Below are 16,601 nucleotides of genomic sequence, written 5' to 3' on the forward strand. Positions count from 1 at the left end.
TAAAGGTCCTGTTAACGGTAAATTTGACCGCAAGTTACATGCGACGTACCCGGTCAAACTCGGTTTGTAATTGGTTTTTCTTAGCTTCAAGGCGTCGGTTTTCAAGTTTCTCTTCCGATTTCAGATAGTTTAACGCCTCATTTAAATCATCTATAGCACGCGGATAGTCCGCTTGCTGATATCTTAGATCTGCTCGCGCTTCATAGTATTTAGCAAAATCACCACTAGCTTTGTAAGCATCTGCCAACATGCCATAGGCTAAAATATTGTCATTTTTATAAAACAACAGACTTTTTAAAAGGTGAATAGCCAGCCGATGAGCGCCAGATGAAAGTGCCACATTGGCATAATTGAGTGTAACAACCTGATTATTTGGGCGTAGCAAATATTGTTGCTCAAGCATGTTTAGGCAAAGCTGGTATTCTTTTTGTGCCAAAAGTATATCGGTGTAAACGTCAATGTAATACAGGTTGTGTTCGTCATTTTCCAGTAAGTTCTCAATGACCTTTCGTGCGGCATCCAGTTTTGCATTATCTAATAATGCGATGGCAAGACCGTACTGATTGGCTTTGGTATTGCCGCCTGGATCACTTAGTTTTTTTCTGAAAACGGTTTCTGCATCGTCTTTGCCATACTGATATCTAGCTAAAACGCGTGCCTGACTTAGCGTAAAGTCCTGGCTATCTGCGACGAAACGCATGGGATATTGCTCAGCTCGCAGTCGGGTGTCGCTGACTCTGCTTTGTGATAAAGGGTGAGTTTGTAAAAAAGACAACTGCTGGTTTAAAAAGCGGCTTTGCTCGGTTAATTTACGAAAAAAATTAGGAACCGCGTACGGATCAAAACCTGCATCCGCCAATATTTGCATGCCAATGCGGTCTGACTCTTGCTCATTTTTACGCGTAAAATTTATCGCCGCTTGTTGTGATGCCCCCTGTGTGGCCATCATTGCGGCCATACCTGCTTCTGGGTTAACAGTAGCCAGAACAATAGCACCAAGTATCCCCGCTAGCGTCAACGGCGCTTTTTGGCTTTGTGCTTCAAAGAAACGGGCGATGTGGCGCTGTGTAACGTGAGCAATTTCATGTGCTAGCACCGATGCAAACTCACTTTCGCTTTCTGCAACCGCTAAGGTGGCGGTGTGAGACGTGATATTACCGCCAAGTGTGGCAAAAGCATTGATGTTTTTGTTGTCTACCCAATAAAACTTAAACGGAAAATTTACATCGTTCGCACGGGCCACGAGGCGATTGCCAAGCGAATTAATATACTCGTCCAGCAGCGGATCATACACCATAGGCAAGCTACCACGTGTTTGCCGCATCATAACATCGCCCAATTGTTTTTCTTTATCGGGCGTTATAGTACTAAAGGCATTACCGCCTAAATCAGGTAAGTTTGCTTGAGCATCAATTGTCACAACTTGCGCTAATGCTACCAGCACACAGATAAAAACAGGTTTGGTTACGACGGAGAAATTCATTGGAAAAACACCTGCCCCTGTTAGGTCATGTTGTTCTAAGGATGATGTTGGCTTTGTCTGGTGAAATAGCGTTAAGTTCAAATCAGACAGGTTGTTAATTTACCATATATTTGTATTCATCTGGCAGTTAAGCGCCAAATTTTACATTATCTTCGGTATACTGCTACGAGTTTCGGCACTTTTGCCCGTATGTCAGATGTTGGAGTCTTAATATGCTGGATTGGTTGAAAAAATGGTATGCCAATAAGTTCTCAGATCCTCAGGTTGTGACATTATTCTTGTTGTTATTATTTGGCTTTATGGCCATTTATTGGCTGAGTGGCATTTTAGCGCCAGTGATGGTGGCGATTGTTTTTGCTTACTTGCTGGAGTGGCCGGTAATTCATCTTAGTCGACTGGGTTTATCCCGAAGTGCGAGTACGGTGATGGTGGTTGCCGGTTTTGTTGGCCTGGCCACGCTAACATTAATGTGGATTATTCCTATAGTGTGGTACCAGGGGCGAAATTTATTACGTGATTTGCCGCAGATGATCGACCAGGGAAAAAACTACTTACTGGCCCTTCCTGAGTCATTTCCCGGCGTCGTGAGTGTTGAGCAAATTACCATTTTGATGCACTCGGTAGATGAAAGACTGATGGCATTTGGCCGTGATATGTTACAGATGTCACTGGCTTCTATTGTTGATTTAGTCGCGCTGCTGATTTATTTGGTACTGGTGCCACTGATGGTGTTTTTTATGTTGAAAGACAAAGCTCAGCTAACATCCAGCTTTGTACAAATATTGCCTGCAGAACGGCGGCTTATTAGCCAGGTTTGGCATGAAATGAATGCGCAGATCATGAATTATATTCGTGGCAAAATTCTTGAAATTTTAATTGTTGGTGCCTTAAGTTATGCCGTTTTTGCCATTTTCGGCTTGAATTATCCGCTGTTATTAGGGGTTTTGGTGGGTTTATCTGTATTGATACCTTACATTGGGGCGGCGGTAGTAACACTGCCTGTGGCACTGGTCGCGTTTTTTCAATGGGGGCCTACCGCAGACTTTGGTTATCTGATGTTAGCTTATGGCGTGATACAGGCCTTGGACGGTAATTTGCTTGTCCCATTGTTATTTTCGGAAGCGGTTGATTTAAATCCGGTTTTTATTATTATTGCTGTATTGTTTTTTGGTGGGTTATTTGGATTTTGGGGGATATTTTTTGCCATTCCATTGGCATCGTTGGTAAAAGCAACGGTAAAAGCCTGGTCAGCAAGAACACATCCGCAGAGCGGGGCTGTAGACTAATCTAAAATAATATTAATGTGATGCAAAGCGAGGTGCTGTGCATCACATAATTTACACTAGCTGAATAGTGTTTACTCCGTTGCTGGCATTATGCGCAGTAGTTGGCCGTCGGAGCTGTCTGTAAGAAGATACACTGCGCCATCGGGTCCTTGTTCTACGTCACGAACACGTTGACCAATCATAATACGTTCTTCATGGCTTACCTTATCGCCAGTGAGCTCTAGCCGTACAAGTTGTCCAAACTTAAGTGAACCAACGAAGAGATTGTTCTGCCATTCTGGAAATAGTTCAGCGTTATAAAAAATCATACCGCTGGGAGCAATTGATGGCACCCAATAATGCAGCGGTTGCTCTAAACCCTCCTGAGCGGTTTTACCGATAGCACCACCACCGTATTCCTCACCATAAGTAATCAATGGCCAGCCATAATTTTTACCGGGTAGCACAATGTTAATCTCATCACCACCTTGCGGGCCATGTTCATGTGTCCACAATTGCCCGGTTTGAGGGTGCAATGCTGCCCCTTGTATATTGCGATGACCATAAGACCAGATTTCTTTTTTTGCGTTCGCCTGACTGACATAAGGGTTATCAGTGCTTGGTGTTCCGTCGGTATTAATGTGAATGACTTTGCCAATGTGGTTATCAAGCTTTTGCGCTTGTGTTCTTTCACTGCCTCGATCGCCTGTTGTAATAAACAATTTACCGTTATTGTCCATTACTAATCGGCTGCCGAAATGATGGCGGCTATCATACTTAGGCTGTTGACTGAAAATAATACTGACGTCCGTTAGGGTATCGTCAATTAATTTAGCTCGCGCTACGGCTGTGCTATTACCACCAGTACCGGGTTCACTAAAGCTGAAATACAGTGTTTTGCTTGTGGAAAAGTCGGCAGCAATAATGACATCTAACAAGCCGCCTTGACCTCTGGCATCAATTTGCGGTAAGCCATTAATGGCTTGTCGGGTTTTACCGTCAGCGCTGATATGCTGCAGTGTACCATTACGCTCTGTAACGAGTATTGAGCCATTGGGTAAAAATGTCATGCCCCAAGGGTGGTTTAAACCCGTGGCCATGGTTTCAATTTGCACTGATGTTTTTTCTGTCAACAGTGGGTCGGCGTGTGCTGATAGCGTCAATGACGCTACTAAGCTGGTTAAAAGGAGAGGCTTTAACATGTAAAACTCCATAACTTAACAATTAGACCTGATGTGCTATCTCAGTAATTATGCAGCTTAGTTTACAAACTGCTGCCAAAGGAGGGTTTTTTCTATTTTGGTGAACACTTAACTAAGATAATCAAGCACGACCTGATGGTGATCTTTAGTTTTGAAGTTATCAAATACTTTTGCAACAGTACTATCTTGGTTAATGAGAAAACTAATGCGGTGCAAACCATCATATACTTTGCCCATAAACTTTTTTTCACCCCAGACACCAAAAGTGTCTGCAACTTTATGATCTTCATCAGAGAGTAAGGTAAAGTTAAGTTCATCCCGTTGTGTAAATTTAGCGAGTTTAGCCGGTGCATCAGTACTAATGCCAATAATGGTAATCCCTTTCGCGGTTAAATCCGCTTTAACATCACGTAGGGCACATGCCTGGACGGTACAACCAGGCGTCATGGCTTTGGGATAAAAATAAACTAGAACTTGGCCTTGTTGCAGTAAGTTACTTAATTTAACCGGGCTATTGTGCTGATCTTGTAAGGTAAAGTCTGGTACTATTTCACCAGCTGCTAAGTAAGACATTGCGAACTCCTGTTAAGTTTGGGCATGGAAACTGCCCGTTAAATTCATGCTGTGAACTAAAGCCATAACATCAGATTCAATTTGTTGTGCCGGTTCACCTTCTGGCAACTCAAGTGTCATCATGGTATGCATGACACTCTGACCATACTCATCTAGTTTGTTTTCAGATTGTAAAGAACCAATGTAAACCTGCCTGCTTGCTAATAAACCGGTAATAGTACCTAATGTGCCCACTCGGTCGGCGCCTTTGTATTCAAGAACATAATGCGCAGCAACGGCTTTGCGTTGATGGGCACTGGTACGTTTGGTCATTGTGGTCAGATCAAGTTCCAGCCCTAAGCCAGGTAACAAATGTTCAATACGGCTAATTGCCGCTAAGTCGCCTGAAAGAAGCATAATAAATGTAAACTCGCCACCAAAAATAGCCATTCGACTGTCGATGATGTTGCAATTACAGTCGGTAACCAAACGCGCCAGTTTGCTGACAATGCCGGTACGATCCGTGCCGATGGCGGTTACTACAAGTTGTTGTGGCATAGAATAAAACCCTGATGGCAAACCGAAAAATTGTGAGTAAAAAAGCTGGCTATAAGTTTACCATACCGCCAGATTATGTCATCCGTTTGTCTTGAATAGCGTTAAGGTCAGAAGGATTCTTGTGTTTAGCGCATTGTCTCTTTAACATAGGCGCCCTTAGCAATTATTGAGGCAATAAACGACATGTTCAGAGGAAGTTGGGTTGCGTTGATTACCCCTATGACGGACGCGGGTGACATTGATTATGTTAGCTTGGCACGTCTGGTCGAATTTCATCTACAAAATGGTACTCAGGGTTTGGTCATAATGGGCACTACAGGTGAAGCCGCAACGATCAGCTTTAAAGAGCAACTGGATGTTATTGCTAGAGTTTGCACTCAAGTAAATGGACGTATCCCCGTTATTGCTGGGAACGGAGCTAATTCAACAGCTGAAGCCGTTGAACGTACACAGATGTTAAGTCAGCTGCCAATTGATGGTTTTCTTACGGTAACACCGTTTTACAACAAACCGATGCAAAAAGGCATGATATTGCACTTTAATGCTGTTGCTTCTGCGACAGATAAACCTGTATTGCTTTACAATGTGCCCGGCCGCACCGGAGTGGATTTGCTGCCTGAAACTGTAGCAGAGCTGGCCAACACGGTAAATATTGTTGGCATTAAAGAAGCGACAGGCTCCATGCCAAGGCTTGTTGAACTTAAACAGTTTTGTCCTGACGATTTTATGCTACTAAGTGGCGACGATGCGTCGGCTTGCGAGTTTATGCTGCAAGGTGGCCATGGCGTAATTTCGGTGACGAGCAATGTCGCGCCTAAAGCCATGGCACAATTATGTCACTCGGCGTTGATTAATGAGCGCAGGCAGGCAGAGCAGATTGATGGCACACTGCAGGCGTTACATCATGACTTATTCATTGAAGCTAATCCGATACCGACTAAGTGGGCGCTGCGTAGAATGGGATTGATAACATCAGATTTTATGCGATTGCCATTAACCCAACTTGAACCAATTCATGGCACTGTAATCAAACAAGCATTAACGCAGGCTGGTATTCAGCTTTAACCGCATATTTACCTCGCGGTACCACATTTAGGAGTAGTAAAGTGCAAGATTGGATTAAAGGTAGTGTAGTTGCCAGCGTGTTGCTGACAGGCTGTTCTTTATTACAAACTGATCAAACAGAAACGTCGAGTCAGTCAGCAAGTCTTACGTCTATCAAGGTTCCTGATAATTTACGCAAACCCGCTGCACCTGGTCAGTTTGATGTTCCGGAAATTGCAACAACTAGCACGCTAACTGATATTCGCTCGCCGGCGTTAGTGTTAGCAACGGCAGTGAGTAGCCGGGTAGAAGAAGGTGATAAATTATCTCGGGTTTGGTTTGATCGCACCGATTATACCGGCGATCTTGTGCCATTTTTACATAAAATGCTGCAAACGCAATTTTCAGAGCAAGGCATTGAGTTACAACAGGATAGCAGTGGGTTAACCTACACAACTGGTTGGATCGCACGGTCAGAAGAAGACGGTTTTTGGTTTTGGGCGTCGGAACAAAAACAGGAACAATCCCGCTTTAGTCTTGTCATCGAGCCTCGCTCACATGGCCGCTCTGCCAGTGTCACTGTTCAGATGCTTGAACATCAGTATTTTACCCCGTCTGGCGAGCTTGCTAGTAATGATAAGCAACGTCAGGAAATTGCACTACTTAACCAAATAATTGACCGTATTGGTAAAGAGGAAGTGACCATTGCAACGGCAAATAAATCTAAAATTCCTGATGTGGCTATGGAGCCCGGTATGGATGCAGCTGGAAATCCAGCATTGCTAACACCGCAGCCAATAGAGGTCACCTGGTCACAGCTTGAAACATTGTTCACCGCGCTTAACTTTACTGTTACAGATAAAAATCGTTCGATATATACCTATTACGTTGACTATGAGAAACCGCAACAAGGTCTATGGTCAAAATTATGGGGAAGTGAAAGTAAACCTGTGCTGCCAGTATCTAATGGTGCCTACCAATTGGTTCTAAGCCGTGTAGATAAACAGACTGCTATTAGCTTGAGAGACAAAGATGGGGCTCAGCTGGATGCTGAAACTGTGTTGTCTTTGTATGAACCATTTGCGCAAGCTGCACGTTTGGCCAGAGTTGAGCTGTAAACGTTTTTCAGCTCTAACAAACCTGACGACGTTAATGAAGCGTCGTCGAAGACTACAGTTAACTATTTCGCGCTAAATTAGCATTAATTTGACGTCGATTGCTGCGCGTTTAACACTGTCTTTTTTACAGAGCCACCCATAGGTGGCTTTATTTTATCGTTGTGCATTGAAACAAAGCCGCTTTTGTCATTACACTGCGCTGGCAATTACGGAGATAATCTATGCTTGAAATTCAGGACTATTTGAAAATTTTGATTGGTATTTTTGCCATTCTGAATCCACTTGGGGCTTTACCGCTTTACTTGTCTCTAACTCAAGGCCATAGCAAATCTGAACGTAGGCAAACAGCCGCTAGCGCAGCTAAAGCTGCAACAATCATATTACTTATTACTCTGTTTTTTGGTGAGTTTATTCTGAGCTTTTTCGGTATTTCAGTTAATTCATTTCGTGTCGGTGGTGGCATTCTGATCCTGCTAATGGCGATATCAATGCTATATGCCCAAACGAGTAATGCAAAAAATACAGATGCAGAACGCGAAGAAGCGGAGCATCGAAAATCTATTGCGGTTGTTCCTCTTGCAATGCCGATGTTGGCAGGGCCGGGCGCAATTAGCTCGATAATTCTTTATGCCAATCGCAGCGACGGGTGGCAACATTACGCTATTATGTCTGCCGAATTAATCGTTATTGGTTTGGTGCTTTGGGGGTTGATGCGTCTGGCTGATAAAATATCTGCCCGTTTGGGCCAGACAGGTATGAACATTATTACTCGTGTAATGGGGCTGATTCTGGCTGCTATTGCGGTAGAGTTTATCAGTGCGGGGTTAAAAGGGATCTTTCCGGTATTGGCCTGAGGTATTAGATGATGATGAAGATAGTCTTTTTTTGTAGTGTGCTCGTTAGCCTTTGTTTATTGCAGTCGGTAAGTGCTGGACAAATAAATGATTTGTATCAAGCTGATGTAGCTGCAGAGGGCGGCAATGATGTTTGGCAACAGCAAGCATTAATTCAAGTACTTATTCGGGTAAGTGGTAAAGCTGATATAGATTTAGTCCCTGAAATAAAAGAAGAATCAAAGCGTGCATCCGTATACATAAAACAGTTTAAGTCAGTACGGACAGCTGATGGCAATAGAATGCGTGTGTTACTTGATGCTTCAAAGGTTAATCAGCTACTACAACAACATAACATTGCCGTTTGGGGGGCATTACGTCCAGATATACTTGTCTGGCAGATAAAGCAAAAAGATGGTGAGCGTACCTTTGTTCGCCGGGCGGATCAGCCGCTGAATGTCGCTTTGCATCGAGCTTTTTTGTTTGCTGGCTTGCCGTTGCTGCAGCCATTATATGACATGGATGATTTGCTTAATTTATCTGAAACGGACGTATGGGCTGGTTTTTGGCAGCAAATTAATCAAGCAAGTGTTCGCTATGGTGCCGATGTTATATTAGCCGTTACAGTTGATGAAGTTAGCGAAAATGATAAAACGTTATTGCGCCTAAGTTGGCAACGTCAGGATAGCGGCAGAACCTTCCGAGATACAGTTACCGCAGCTGATGAACAGAGTTTAATGCATAACTTTGCATCGGTATTGGCGTCTCAGTTAGCAGAGCGTTATGCAACGCTTATGTCTGAGCAACACAGTGCAGATATTGAGTTAGTCATACAAAACGTAACAAATTTAACTGATTTAGTTAGAGTGCAACAGCTTTTGCAGCAAATGGTTGGAGTAACAAATGTCACCATTTCCCGTTTTGAAACGGATCAAGCTTATTATCGTCTGCAAACCAATATTGGTGCAGAAGGGCTGATGAACGCACTAAAGTTTAATCCGCAATTTAAGCTCAAAGATATGACAACGATGCTGGATAATGCAGCGCTTAATACGGCCTTGCAACCTGTGCTGGCTTCATTTGAGTATATAAAACCCTGATGCAGCCGCTGCAATATACCCTGGCAGTTACACTACCAGAAGATGAAACACTTGATAGTTTCTACGCTGCGGGTCAAACGGCAGCTGTGTCGTTTTTAAAGACTTATTTACACCAGCCTGTGCAGCAAAATCCGGTGTATTTGTTTGGCGCCAGTGGTAGTGGTAAATCACATTTACTCTATGCCGCTTGTGTGCAAGCTCAAGAGCAAGGTTTAGTCAGTCAATTGCTGACGATGGATGAATGTCGCCTGTTAAGCCCGCGCTTGCTGGATGATTTAGAACAACTCGATTTAGTGTGTCTGGATAACATTCAGGCTATAGCGGGTGAACTTAGCTGGCAGACTGCGGTATTTGATTTGTACAACCGGATGTTGGAACAAGGCAAAGCATTGATTATTGTTGGCAACGAAGCACCTCATAAACTGGGGTTTCAGTTGGCAGACTTGGTGTCCCGGCTACAGGCGTGTACGGCATTTCAGCTGCGTTTGCTAACTGACGATGATAAACAAAAACTACTGCAACAAAAAGCCCGCTTGCGTGGTATCGATTTGCCTGATGAGGTTGCGCGTTATTTATTGAATCACCAAGACCGTGATATCCGAGCATTAGTAGCTATGCTAGACAAACTCGATAAAGCTACTTTGGTGCATCAACGAAAGCTTACCATTCCATTTGTTAAAGATATTCTTAATTAATACCACTAACTTAGTAGAAAAATTGCCTTAACAGCCTGCGTTTAGTTGCAATTCTGGTGTATCATTGGCGGCTTTGACACGACTAAACCCTAGCTGCTTTGAGGACACGCATGAACCTAACAGCAATATTGGAAAACGCCTTGCAGGCCGTTGCCGCCGCCGCAGATATTCCGGCTCTGGAGACTATCCGGGTCGAGTTTCTTGGCAAAAAAGGCAGTATTACTGAACTACTGAAATCTTTGGGCGCGATGGATCCTGAGCAGCGTAAGCAGGCCGGTGCTGAAATTAATGAATTAAAGCAAAAGGTACAAGACGCGCTAAATACCCGTCGTGACTTGTTGCAACATGCTCAATTAGCGGCAAAACTGGCGCAGGAACAAATTGATGTTACCTTGCCAGGTCGGTCTTTAGAGCAGGGTGGTTTGCATCCGGTAACCCGCACCATTGAACGTATTTCAGCATTTTTTGCTGAACTGGGTTTTGAGGTAAAACACGGCCCTGAAATTGAAGATGACTTCCATAACTTCGATGCATTGAACATACCTGAACATCACCCGGCACGGGCAGATCACGACACCTTCTATTTTAATCCTAAGTTAATGCTGCGTACTCAGACGTCTGGTGTGCAAATTCGCACGATGGAGCAGCAACAACCCCCTTTGCGTATTATTTCGCCTGGGCGGGTTTATCGTAATGACTACGACCAAACACATACACCGATGTTTCATCAGGTGGAAGGGTTGATGGTTGATACTGATGTAAGTTTTACCGAACTGAAAGGCATACTGCACGATTTTCTGCATAACTTTTTTGAAGAAGACTTGCAAATTCGCTTTCGGCCATCGTTTTTCCCGTTCACTGAGCCTTCAGCCGAAGTTGATGTAATGGGTAAAAACGGCAAATGGTTGGAAGTGTTAGGTTGCGGTATGGTGCATCCTAATGTGTTGCGTTCCGTTGGTATCGATCCTGAAGTCTACAGTGGTTTTGCTTTTGGTATGGGCGTCGAGCGTCTTACCATGCTGCGATATGGTGTAACCGATTTACGTGCCTTCTTCGAAAATGATTTACGTTTCTTAAAACAGTTCAGATAAGCGGAGTTAATTTAAATGAAATTCAGTGAAGCCTGGTTACGCGAGTGGGTAAACCCAGCCATTGACACCAACACCTTATCTGAACAATTGTCTATGGCTGGCCTTGAAGTCGATGGTATAGAGCCAGTTGCAGGCGAGTTTACTGGTGTTGTTGTAGGTGAAGTTGTTGAGTGTGGACCACACCCTGATGCAGACAAGTTACAGGTAACCAAAGTTGACGTTGGTGGTGAGGCGCTGTTAGATATTGTCTGTGGTGCAAAAAACTGCCGGGTTGGACTAAAAGTCGCTGTAGCGACAGTTGGCGCAGTGTTGCCTGGTGATTTTGTTATTAAGAAAGCTAAACTTCGCGGTCAACCGTCTCATGGCATGTTGTGCTCTTTTTCTGAGTTGGGTATGGCAGATGATTCTGACGGCATTCTTGAGCTACCAAAAGACGCCCCTATTGGCCAAAATGTGCGTGACTATTTGCAGCTTGATGATCGGATCATTGAAGTCGATTTAACGCCTAATCGGGCTGATTGCCTTGGTATCAAAGGGCTGGCGCGTGAAGTCGGCGTGCTTAATAAATTGCAAGTTTGTGAGCCCGTTATTTCGCCAGTTAGTCCGGTTATTGCCGATACCAAAGGCATTACGTTAAGTGCACCTGATGCTTGCCCGCGTTATTTAGGCAGGGTAGTACGCAATATTAATGTAAAAGCTGCTAGTCCATTGTGGCTTACTGAAAAATTACGTCGTTGCGGCGTACGCAGTATTGATGCTGTGGTTGATATTACCAATTATGTATTGCTGGAAATGGGCCACCCAATGCATGCCTTTGATTTAGCGAAACTTGATGGCGATATCAATGTGCGTTTTGCCAATGAAGGCGAAAAGTTGGTGTTGCTTGATGAAACTGAAGTGGAATTAAAAGCGAATACTTTGCTTATTGCTGACAACAACAAACCCTTAGCTATGGCCGGTATTTTTGGTGGTTTGTACAGCGGTGTTACCGCAGAAACAACTGATGTGTTTTTAGAAAGTGCATTTTTCTCACCGCTGGCCATAGCGGGCAAGGCGCGCCAATATGGTTTGCATACCGATGCATCACATCGTTATGAGCGCGGTGTTGATCCTCAGCTGCAACATAGCGCTATGGAACGTGCGACAGCATTGCTTATTGAAATTTGTGGTGGCGAGGCTGGCCCTGTGGTTGAGGCGGTATCAGAAACGCATTTGCCGACGGTACCCGATATTACGTTGACCGAGGGTAAATTAGCGCGAATTTTAGGTGTTAGCCTGATAAAAGCCGATGTTACCGCTATATTTAATCGGTTAGGTTTAACCGTGTTAGAGACTAATGATGGCTGGCAGGTTTCGGTACCCGGATATCGTTTTGATATCCGTATCGCAGAAGATTTAATTGAAGAAGTTGCACGGGTTCACGGCTACAACAATATTCCGAATATTGCACCACAGGCCAGTTTGAAAATGCGTACTTTCCGTGAAGCTGAGTTGAACATACAGCGTTTGCGTACTGTGTTAGTCGATCGTGGCTACCAAGAAGCGATTACCTATAGTTTTGTTGACCCAAAAGTACAACAGCAATTGTTTCCAGAGCAGCAGGCGTTGGTGCTACCAAACCCAATTTCAACAGACATGTCTGCTATGCGGTTAAATTTGTGGCCTGGTTTGCTACAAACGGTGCAGTACAATCAAAACAGGCAGCAAAGTAGAATACGTTTGTTTGAATATGGACTAAAGTTTGTTCCTGATACAACTGCTGAAGGTGGTGTACGTCAGGTGCCAGTAATTGGCGGTGTTATTGTCGGTTCCATGCATAATGAGCATTGGAATATGGAAAACCGGGCCGCCGACTTCTATGATATAAAAGGTGATGTTGAAGCGTTGTTGGCACAAACGTCAGCGGTGGAACAATTTCACTTTAAGACAGGTGAGCATAGCGCACTGCACCCTGGCCAAACTGCAGTCATTTATCGTGATGACGTGCAAGTGGGGCATCTGGGAGCACTTCATCCGGAAGCTGAGCGTAAGTTGGGTATTAAAGGCAAAGCGTACTTGTTTGAACTTGATGTTACCGCGCTTGGGTTGCGTGATATTGTGCAAGCGAGCGAGCTATCAAAGTACCCGGCTAACCGGCGCGATTTAGCTGTAGTTGTAAAATCAGAGGTGCGTTTTGCTGATATTGCTGCTACTATAAAAAAAGTTGGCGGAAATCAATTAGTTGACCTAAAATTGTTTGACGTATACACAGGGGCAGGTGTGGCAGAGGGTTATAAATCACTGGCCATTGCTTTGACCCTGCAGGATTTAGCGCGTACCCTGGAAGATAAAGATATCCAACAGTTGGTAAATCAAGTAGTTAGCGCGCTTGGGAAAGAGTTCAACGCAACGTTGAGGGATTAAGAATGGCGCTTACCAAAGCCGATTTAGCAGAACGTCTGTTTACAAAGTTTGGCGTTAGTAAACGCGATGCCAAACTCATAGTGGAAGCTTTTTTTGAAGAGATCCGCACAGCTCTGGAGGCGGGCGATCAGGTAAAGTTATCGGGCTTTGGCAATTTTGACCTGCGGGTGAAAAATGAACGTCCAGGCCGTAATCCAAAAACCGGAGAGGATATTCCAATATCAGCTCGCTGTGTTGTGACGTTTCGACCGGGACAAAAGTTAAAGTCTCGTGTAGAAGTAGGCACTAGCAAAAAATAAGTTGTTGCTATCAAATATATAAACGGCAAGTTGCGAAGGCATCTTGCCGTTTTTTTATGCATTTGATTTGGCAGCGCTACATTTTTCCGATCTGAAAGGCGCTAAGATAAGTATACAATATCAATAAATAGGATATGAGTTGGTTATGTCAGTTAAAGTAGGTATCAGTGCTTGTGTTTTAGGTGAAAAAGTTCGTTATGATGGTGGACACAAGGCATCAACTTTTTGTCTGCAGCAGCTCGCTCCGCTTGTAGAGTATGTGCCGGTATGTCCGGAAATGGCGATTGGTATGACCGCGCCACGCCCGGCAATACGCTTACAACTAGATGATGAACATAACGTTCACTTGGTACAAAGCAATAATACTTCTATCGATCATACTGACAAGATGCTTTCCTTTAGCCAGAAAAAATTACCTCAGTTGGCTCATCTCTCCGGATATGTCGTTTGCGCAAAGTCGCCCAGTTGCGGTATGGAAAGGGTAAAAATGTTTAATGCTAATGGCGATAGTCTTGGCAAAGTTGGTGTGGGTATATTTACGCGACAATTAATGCAAGTGTATCCATGGTTACCGGTAGAAGAAGATGGCCGGTTATTTGATCCGGCGTTAAAAGAGAATTTTATTTGTCGGGTGTTCAGTTGCCATGATTTTCAACAGGCTATGTGTGATGGTTTTAGCGTAGGCAAGCTCGTTGCTTTTCACAGTCGCTATAAGTTTTTAGTAATGGCGCATAGCCCTGTAGCATATCGTCAACTTGGTCGTTTGGTAGCGCAAGCAAAATTGTTTTCACCGGAAGAACTGCAACAACGCTACTTGCTTGAGCTAATGCAGGCGCTAAAAAATATCGCCAGTCGCAAACTGCACAGTAATGTACTGCAGCATTTGCAGGGATTTATGAAAAATCTGCTAACGGCAAAAGCAAAACAAGAATTATCTGAGCTAATTCATCGATATCGGCAGGGGTTTGTGCCACTTTTAGCGCCAATTACGTTACTGCAACACCATTTGTCTGAGCATCCCAACGAGTATGTAAGTGCGCAACGTTATTTTTCACCTTACCCTGAAAACCTGGGATTGAGAGCCTGATATGCAGCAACTTAACGTAGTGTGGTTTCGTAATGATTTGCGTGCCTATGATAATGCAGTGTTAGATAGCGCAGTAGAGCATTCAACCCGAAACGGCTCCCCGCTTGTTGCACTTTTTATTGCCACTCCTGATAGCTGGCAGCAGCATGATATGGCATTAATTAAGCAGGATTTAATTCGTCGGCGTGTTATGCAACTAAAAACAGAGTTAGCGGTTCTTAATATTCCGTTAATTGCAGTTGAAGGCAATGATTATAAACAGGTAGGCGAAGTGTTTGTCCAGCTTGTTAAGCATTATAAGCTGTCTGTATTTGTTCAGCGTGAATATGAACTTCGTGAGCAGCTTCGTGACAAGCAAGTCGAGACAATTCTGGTCGACAGTGGCGGTCAGTATATTGAGTTTGACACCCAGTGCATCATGCCGCCAGGCTCCGTAAGAACTCAGCAAGGCGACATATACAAAGTATTTACCCCTTTTAAGCGAAATTGGCTGGCGGCCCTCAAACAGCATGGCGTGCGTTGTTACCCAAAGCCTAAGCCATTAGCTATTAATACCATTGTGCTACCTGAGTTTGATGAAATGCAGTCAGGTGATAACAGCTCAGCTGCATGGTCTGTAGATGAAGTGGAGGTGTTGGGTAAGATGCGGCAGTTTTGTCAGGAAAAGGTCGGAGCTTATCACACCGCTCGTGATTTTCCTGCTATAGATGGCACTTCACTATTATCAGCTTATCTCGCCATTGGCGTTATTTCACCAGCACAATGTGTTGCCCGTTTGCAAATAGAGGCCAAAGATAGCTGGAAAAGCGATAAATCGGGTGCTGAAATATGGCTTTCAGAGCTTATTTGGCGTGAATTTTATAAACACATATTAGTGGCTTACCCAAACCTGATAAAGCACAAACCTTTTCAGTCAGAAACTGACGGCATTCGCTGGAGCAATAACGAAGCATTGTTTAAAGCGTGGTGTGAAGGTCAAACCGGCTTCCCTATTGTTGACGCCGCGATGAGACAACTTAATAAAACCGGCTGGATGCATAACCGTTTAAGGATGATTACCGCAAGTTTCCTTGTTAAAGACCTGCATATAGATTGGCGCTGGGGCGAGCGATATTTTATGTCAAAGTTAATTGATGGCGACTTTGCTGCAAACAACGGTGGCTGGCAATGGGCGGCCTCTACCGGTACTGATGCTGCGCCATATTTTCGTATTTTTAACCCAGTAAGCCAAAGTGAAAAGTTTGATCCGCAAGGCGAGTTTATTCGTTTGTATGTGCCAGAGCTAAGCAAACTGCAAGGTAAGGCTATACACTGGCCGCATTCGTTAGGTGGGGTAAAAAGTTATTTCTCGCCTGTTGTCGACCATGCAACTGCACGCAAGCACACTTTAGAGATTTTTGCAGAGGTCAAGAAAAACGCATGAATATAGTAGCGGCACCACGCATTGAAAATTTTTTGTCCTTTTATAACGGGTTATCCAGTCAAAATATGCAGCGTTTGACTGAGGTGTATCACCCTGACGTGGTGTTTATCGACCCTGTGCATGAAATACATGGCTTGCACTCATTAAGTCACTATTTTGAGCATGCTTATGCAAGATTAAAATACAGTGAGTTTGTTGGGCTGGATAAAATGGAGCAGGGTGAGCAGGGTTTTTTAAGTTGGAAAATGCGCTTTTCACATCCGGCTATTGGTAAAGGCAAAATTATTGAAGTAGACGGTTGTTCAGTGCTGCGTTGGCAAGACGGCGTTATTATTTATCATCGTGATTATTATGATTTAGATGAAATGGTGTACCAACATTTACCGGGGTTAGGTTGGGTTACCAATAAAGTTAAACAACGAATGGCCAGTTCTTAATGATTAGAGGT

General features: G+C 44.0%; 16 protein-coding genes. 12 read left to right on the forward strand and 4 right to left on the reverse strand.

Going from position 1 to position 16,601, the window contains the following annotated elements:
- Positions 1 to 34 precede the first annotated feature (34 nt).
- Positions 35 to 1,483: a beta-barrel assembly-enhancing protease gene (gene bepA, locus ORJ00_RS18070; RefSeq protein WP_027671149.1), complete on the reverse strand. Its 1,449-nt coding sequence runs from the start codon at positions 1,481 to 1,483 to the stop codon at positions 35 to 37.
- A 212-nt stretch (positions 1,484 to 1,695) separates the two neighbouring features.
- On the opposite strand from bepA, the gene ORJ00_RS18075 reads away from it, so the two are divergent.
- Positions 1,696 to 2,769, forward strand: a complete 1,074-nt coding sequence (locus ORJ00_RS18075; protein WP_305975647.1) for an AI-2E family transporter — start codon at positions 1,696 to 1,698, stop codon at positions 2,767 to 2,769.
- Positions 2,770 to 2,840: 71 nt separating this feature from the next.
- Here the strand turns inward: ORJ00_RS18075 and ORJ00_RS18080 are convergent, their stop codons facing one another.
- The 3 genes from ORJ00_RS18080 to ORJ00_RS18090 form a co-directional block, all read right to left on the reverse strand.
- A complete protein-coding gene (locus tag ORJ00_RS18080) occupies positions 2,841 to 3,950 on the reverse strand; it encodes a PQQ-dependent sugar dehydrogenase (RefSeq protein WP_306140499.1) in 1,110 nt (369 codons plus the stop codon).
- A 108-nt stretch (positions 3,951 to 4,058) separates the two neighbouring features.
- Positions 4,059 to 4,523: a thioredoxin-dependent thiol peroxidase gene (bcp, locus tag ORJ00_RS18085; RefSeq protein ID WP_027671146.1), complete on the reverse strand. Its 465-nt coding sequence runs from the start codon at positions 4,521 to 4,523 to the stop codon at positions 4,059 to 4,061.
- Positions 4,524 to 4,535: 12 nt separating this feature from the next.
- Positions 4,536 to 5,060, reverse strand: a complete 525-nt coding sequence (locus ORJ00_RS18090; RefSeq protein ID WP_306140500.1) for a glycine cleavage system transcriptional repressor — start codon at positions 5,058 to 5,060, stop codon at positions 4,536 to 4,538.
- Positions 5,061 to 5,243: 183 nt separating this feature from the next.
- Here ORJ00_RS18090 and dapA point away from each other — a divergent pair, with 183 nt between their 5' ends.
- The 11 genes from dapA (at position 5,244) to ORJ00_RS18145 (ending at position 16,590) form a co-directional block, all read left to right on the forward strand.
- Positions 5,244 to 6,125, forward strand: a complete 882-nt coding sequence (dapA, locus tag ORJ00_RS18095) for a 4-hydroxy-tetrahydrodipicolinate synthase (protein ID WP_306140501.1) — start codon at positions 5,244 to 5,246, stop codon at positions 6,123 to 6,125.
- 41 nt (positions 6,126 to 6,166) lie between these two features.
- Complete coding sequence (gene bamC / locus ORJ00_RS18100) at positions 6,167 to 7,222, forward strand: NlpB/DapX family lipoprotein (protein ID WP_027671143.1); 1,056 nt, start codon at positions 6,167 to 6,169, stop codon at positions 7,220 to 7,222.
- 221 nt (positions 7,223 to 7,443) lie between these two features.
- Positions 7,444 to 8,076 carry a YchE family NAAT transporter gene (locus ORJ00_RS18105; RefSeq protein ID WP_027671142.1) on the forward strand — a complete coding sequence of 211 codons (633 nt, stop codon included), beginning with the start codon at positions 7,444 to 7,446 and terminating at the stop codon, positions 8,074 to 8,076.
- Positions 8,077 to 8,084: 8 nt separating this feature from the next.
- Positions 8,085 to 9,155 carry a DUF2066 domain-containing protein gene (locus ORJ00_RS18110; RefSeq protein ID WP_306140502.1) on the forward strand — a complete coding sequence of 357 codons (1,071 nt, stop codon included), beginning with the start codon at positions 8,085 to 8,087 and terminating at the stop codon, positions 9,153 to 9,155.
- Complete coding sequence (hda, locus tag ORJ00_RS18115; RefSeq protein ID WP_027671141.1) at positions 9,155 to 9,850, forward strand: DnaA regulatory inactivator Hda; 696 nt, start codon at positions 9,155 to 9,157, stop codon at positions 9,848 to 9,850. The genes ORJ00_RS18110 and hda overlap by 1 nt, the downstream gene beginning before the upstream one ends.
- A gap of 110 nt (positions 9,851 to 9,960) precedes the next feature.
- Positions 9,961 to 10,941 (forward strand): phenylalanine--tRNA ligase subunit alpha, encoded by a 981-nt coding sequence (gene pheS / locus ORJ00_RS18120; protein ID WP_037054404.1) that lies wholly within the window; start codon positions 9,961 to 9,963, stop codon positions 10,939 to 10,941.
- A 15-nt stretch (positions 10,942 to 10,956) separates the two neighbouring features.
- The gene (gene pheT, locus ORJ00_RS18125) at positions 10,957 to 13,344 is read left to right on the forward strand and encodes a phenylalanine--tRNA ligase subunit beta (RefSeq protein WP_306140503.1); all 2,388 of its coding nucleotides are present in this window, start codon (positions 10,957 to 10,959) and stop codon (positions 13,342 to 13,344) included.
- A 2-nt stretch (positions 13,345 to 13,346) separates the two neighbouring features.
- Complete coding sequence (locus ORJ00_RS18130) at positions 13,347 to 13,643, forward strand: integration host factor subunit alpha (protein WP_305975657.1); 297 nt, start codon at positions 13,347 to 13,349, stop codon at positions 13,641 to 13,643.
- A gap of 145 nt (positions 13,644 to 13,788) precedes the next feature.
- Positions 13,789 to 14,730 carry a YbgA family protein gene (locus ORJ00_RS18135; RefSeq protein WP_306140504.1) on the forward strand — a complete coding sequence of 314 codons (942 nt, stop codon included), beginning with the start codon at positions 13,789 to 13,791 and terminating at the stop codon, positions 14,728 to 14,730.
- Between the two features lies 1 nt (position 14,731).
- Positions 14,732 to 16,153 carry a deoxyribodipyrimidine photo-lyase gene (gene phrB, locus ORJ00_RS18140; RefSeq protein ID WP_306140505.1) on the forward strand — a complete coding sequence of 474 codons (1,422 nt, stop codon included), beginning with the start codon at positions 14,732 to 14,734 and terminating at the stop codon, positions 16,151 to 16,153.
- Complete coding sequence (locus ORJ00_RS18145; protein ID WP_027671135.1) at positions 16,150 to 16,590, forward strand: nuclear transport factor 2 family protein; 441 nt, start codon at positions 16,150 to 16,152, stop codon at positions 16,588 to 16,590. The genes phrB and ORJ00_RS18145 overlap by 4 nt, the downstream gene beginning before the upstream one ends.
- The last annotated feature ends 11 nt before the right edge of the window (positions 16,591 to 16,601 follow it).

The organism is Rheinheimera baltica, from assembly GCF_030731985.1.
Classification (GTDB): Bacteria; Pseudomonadota; Gammaproteobacteria; order Enterobacterales; family Alteromonadaceae; genus Alishewanella; species Alishewanella baltica.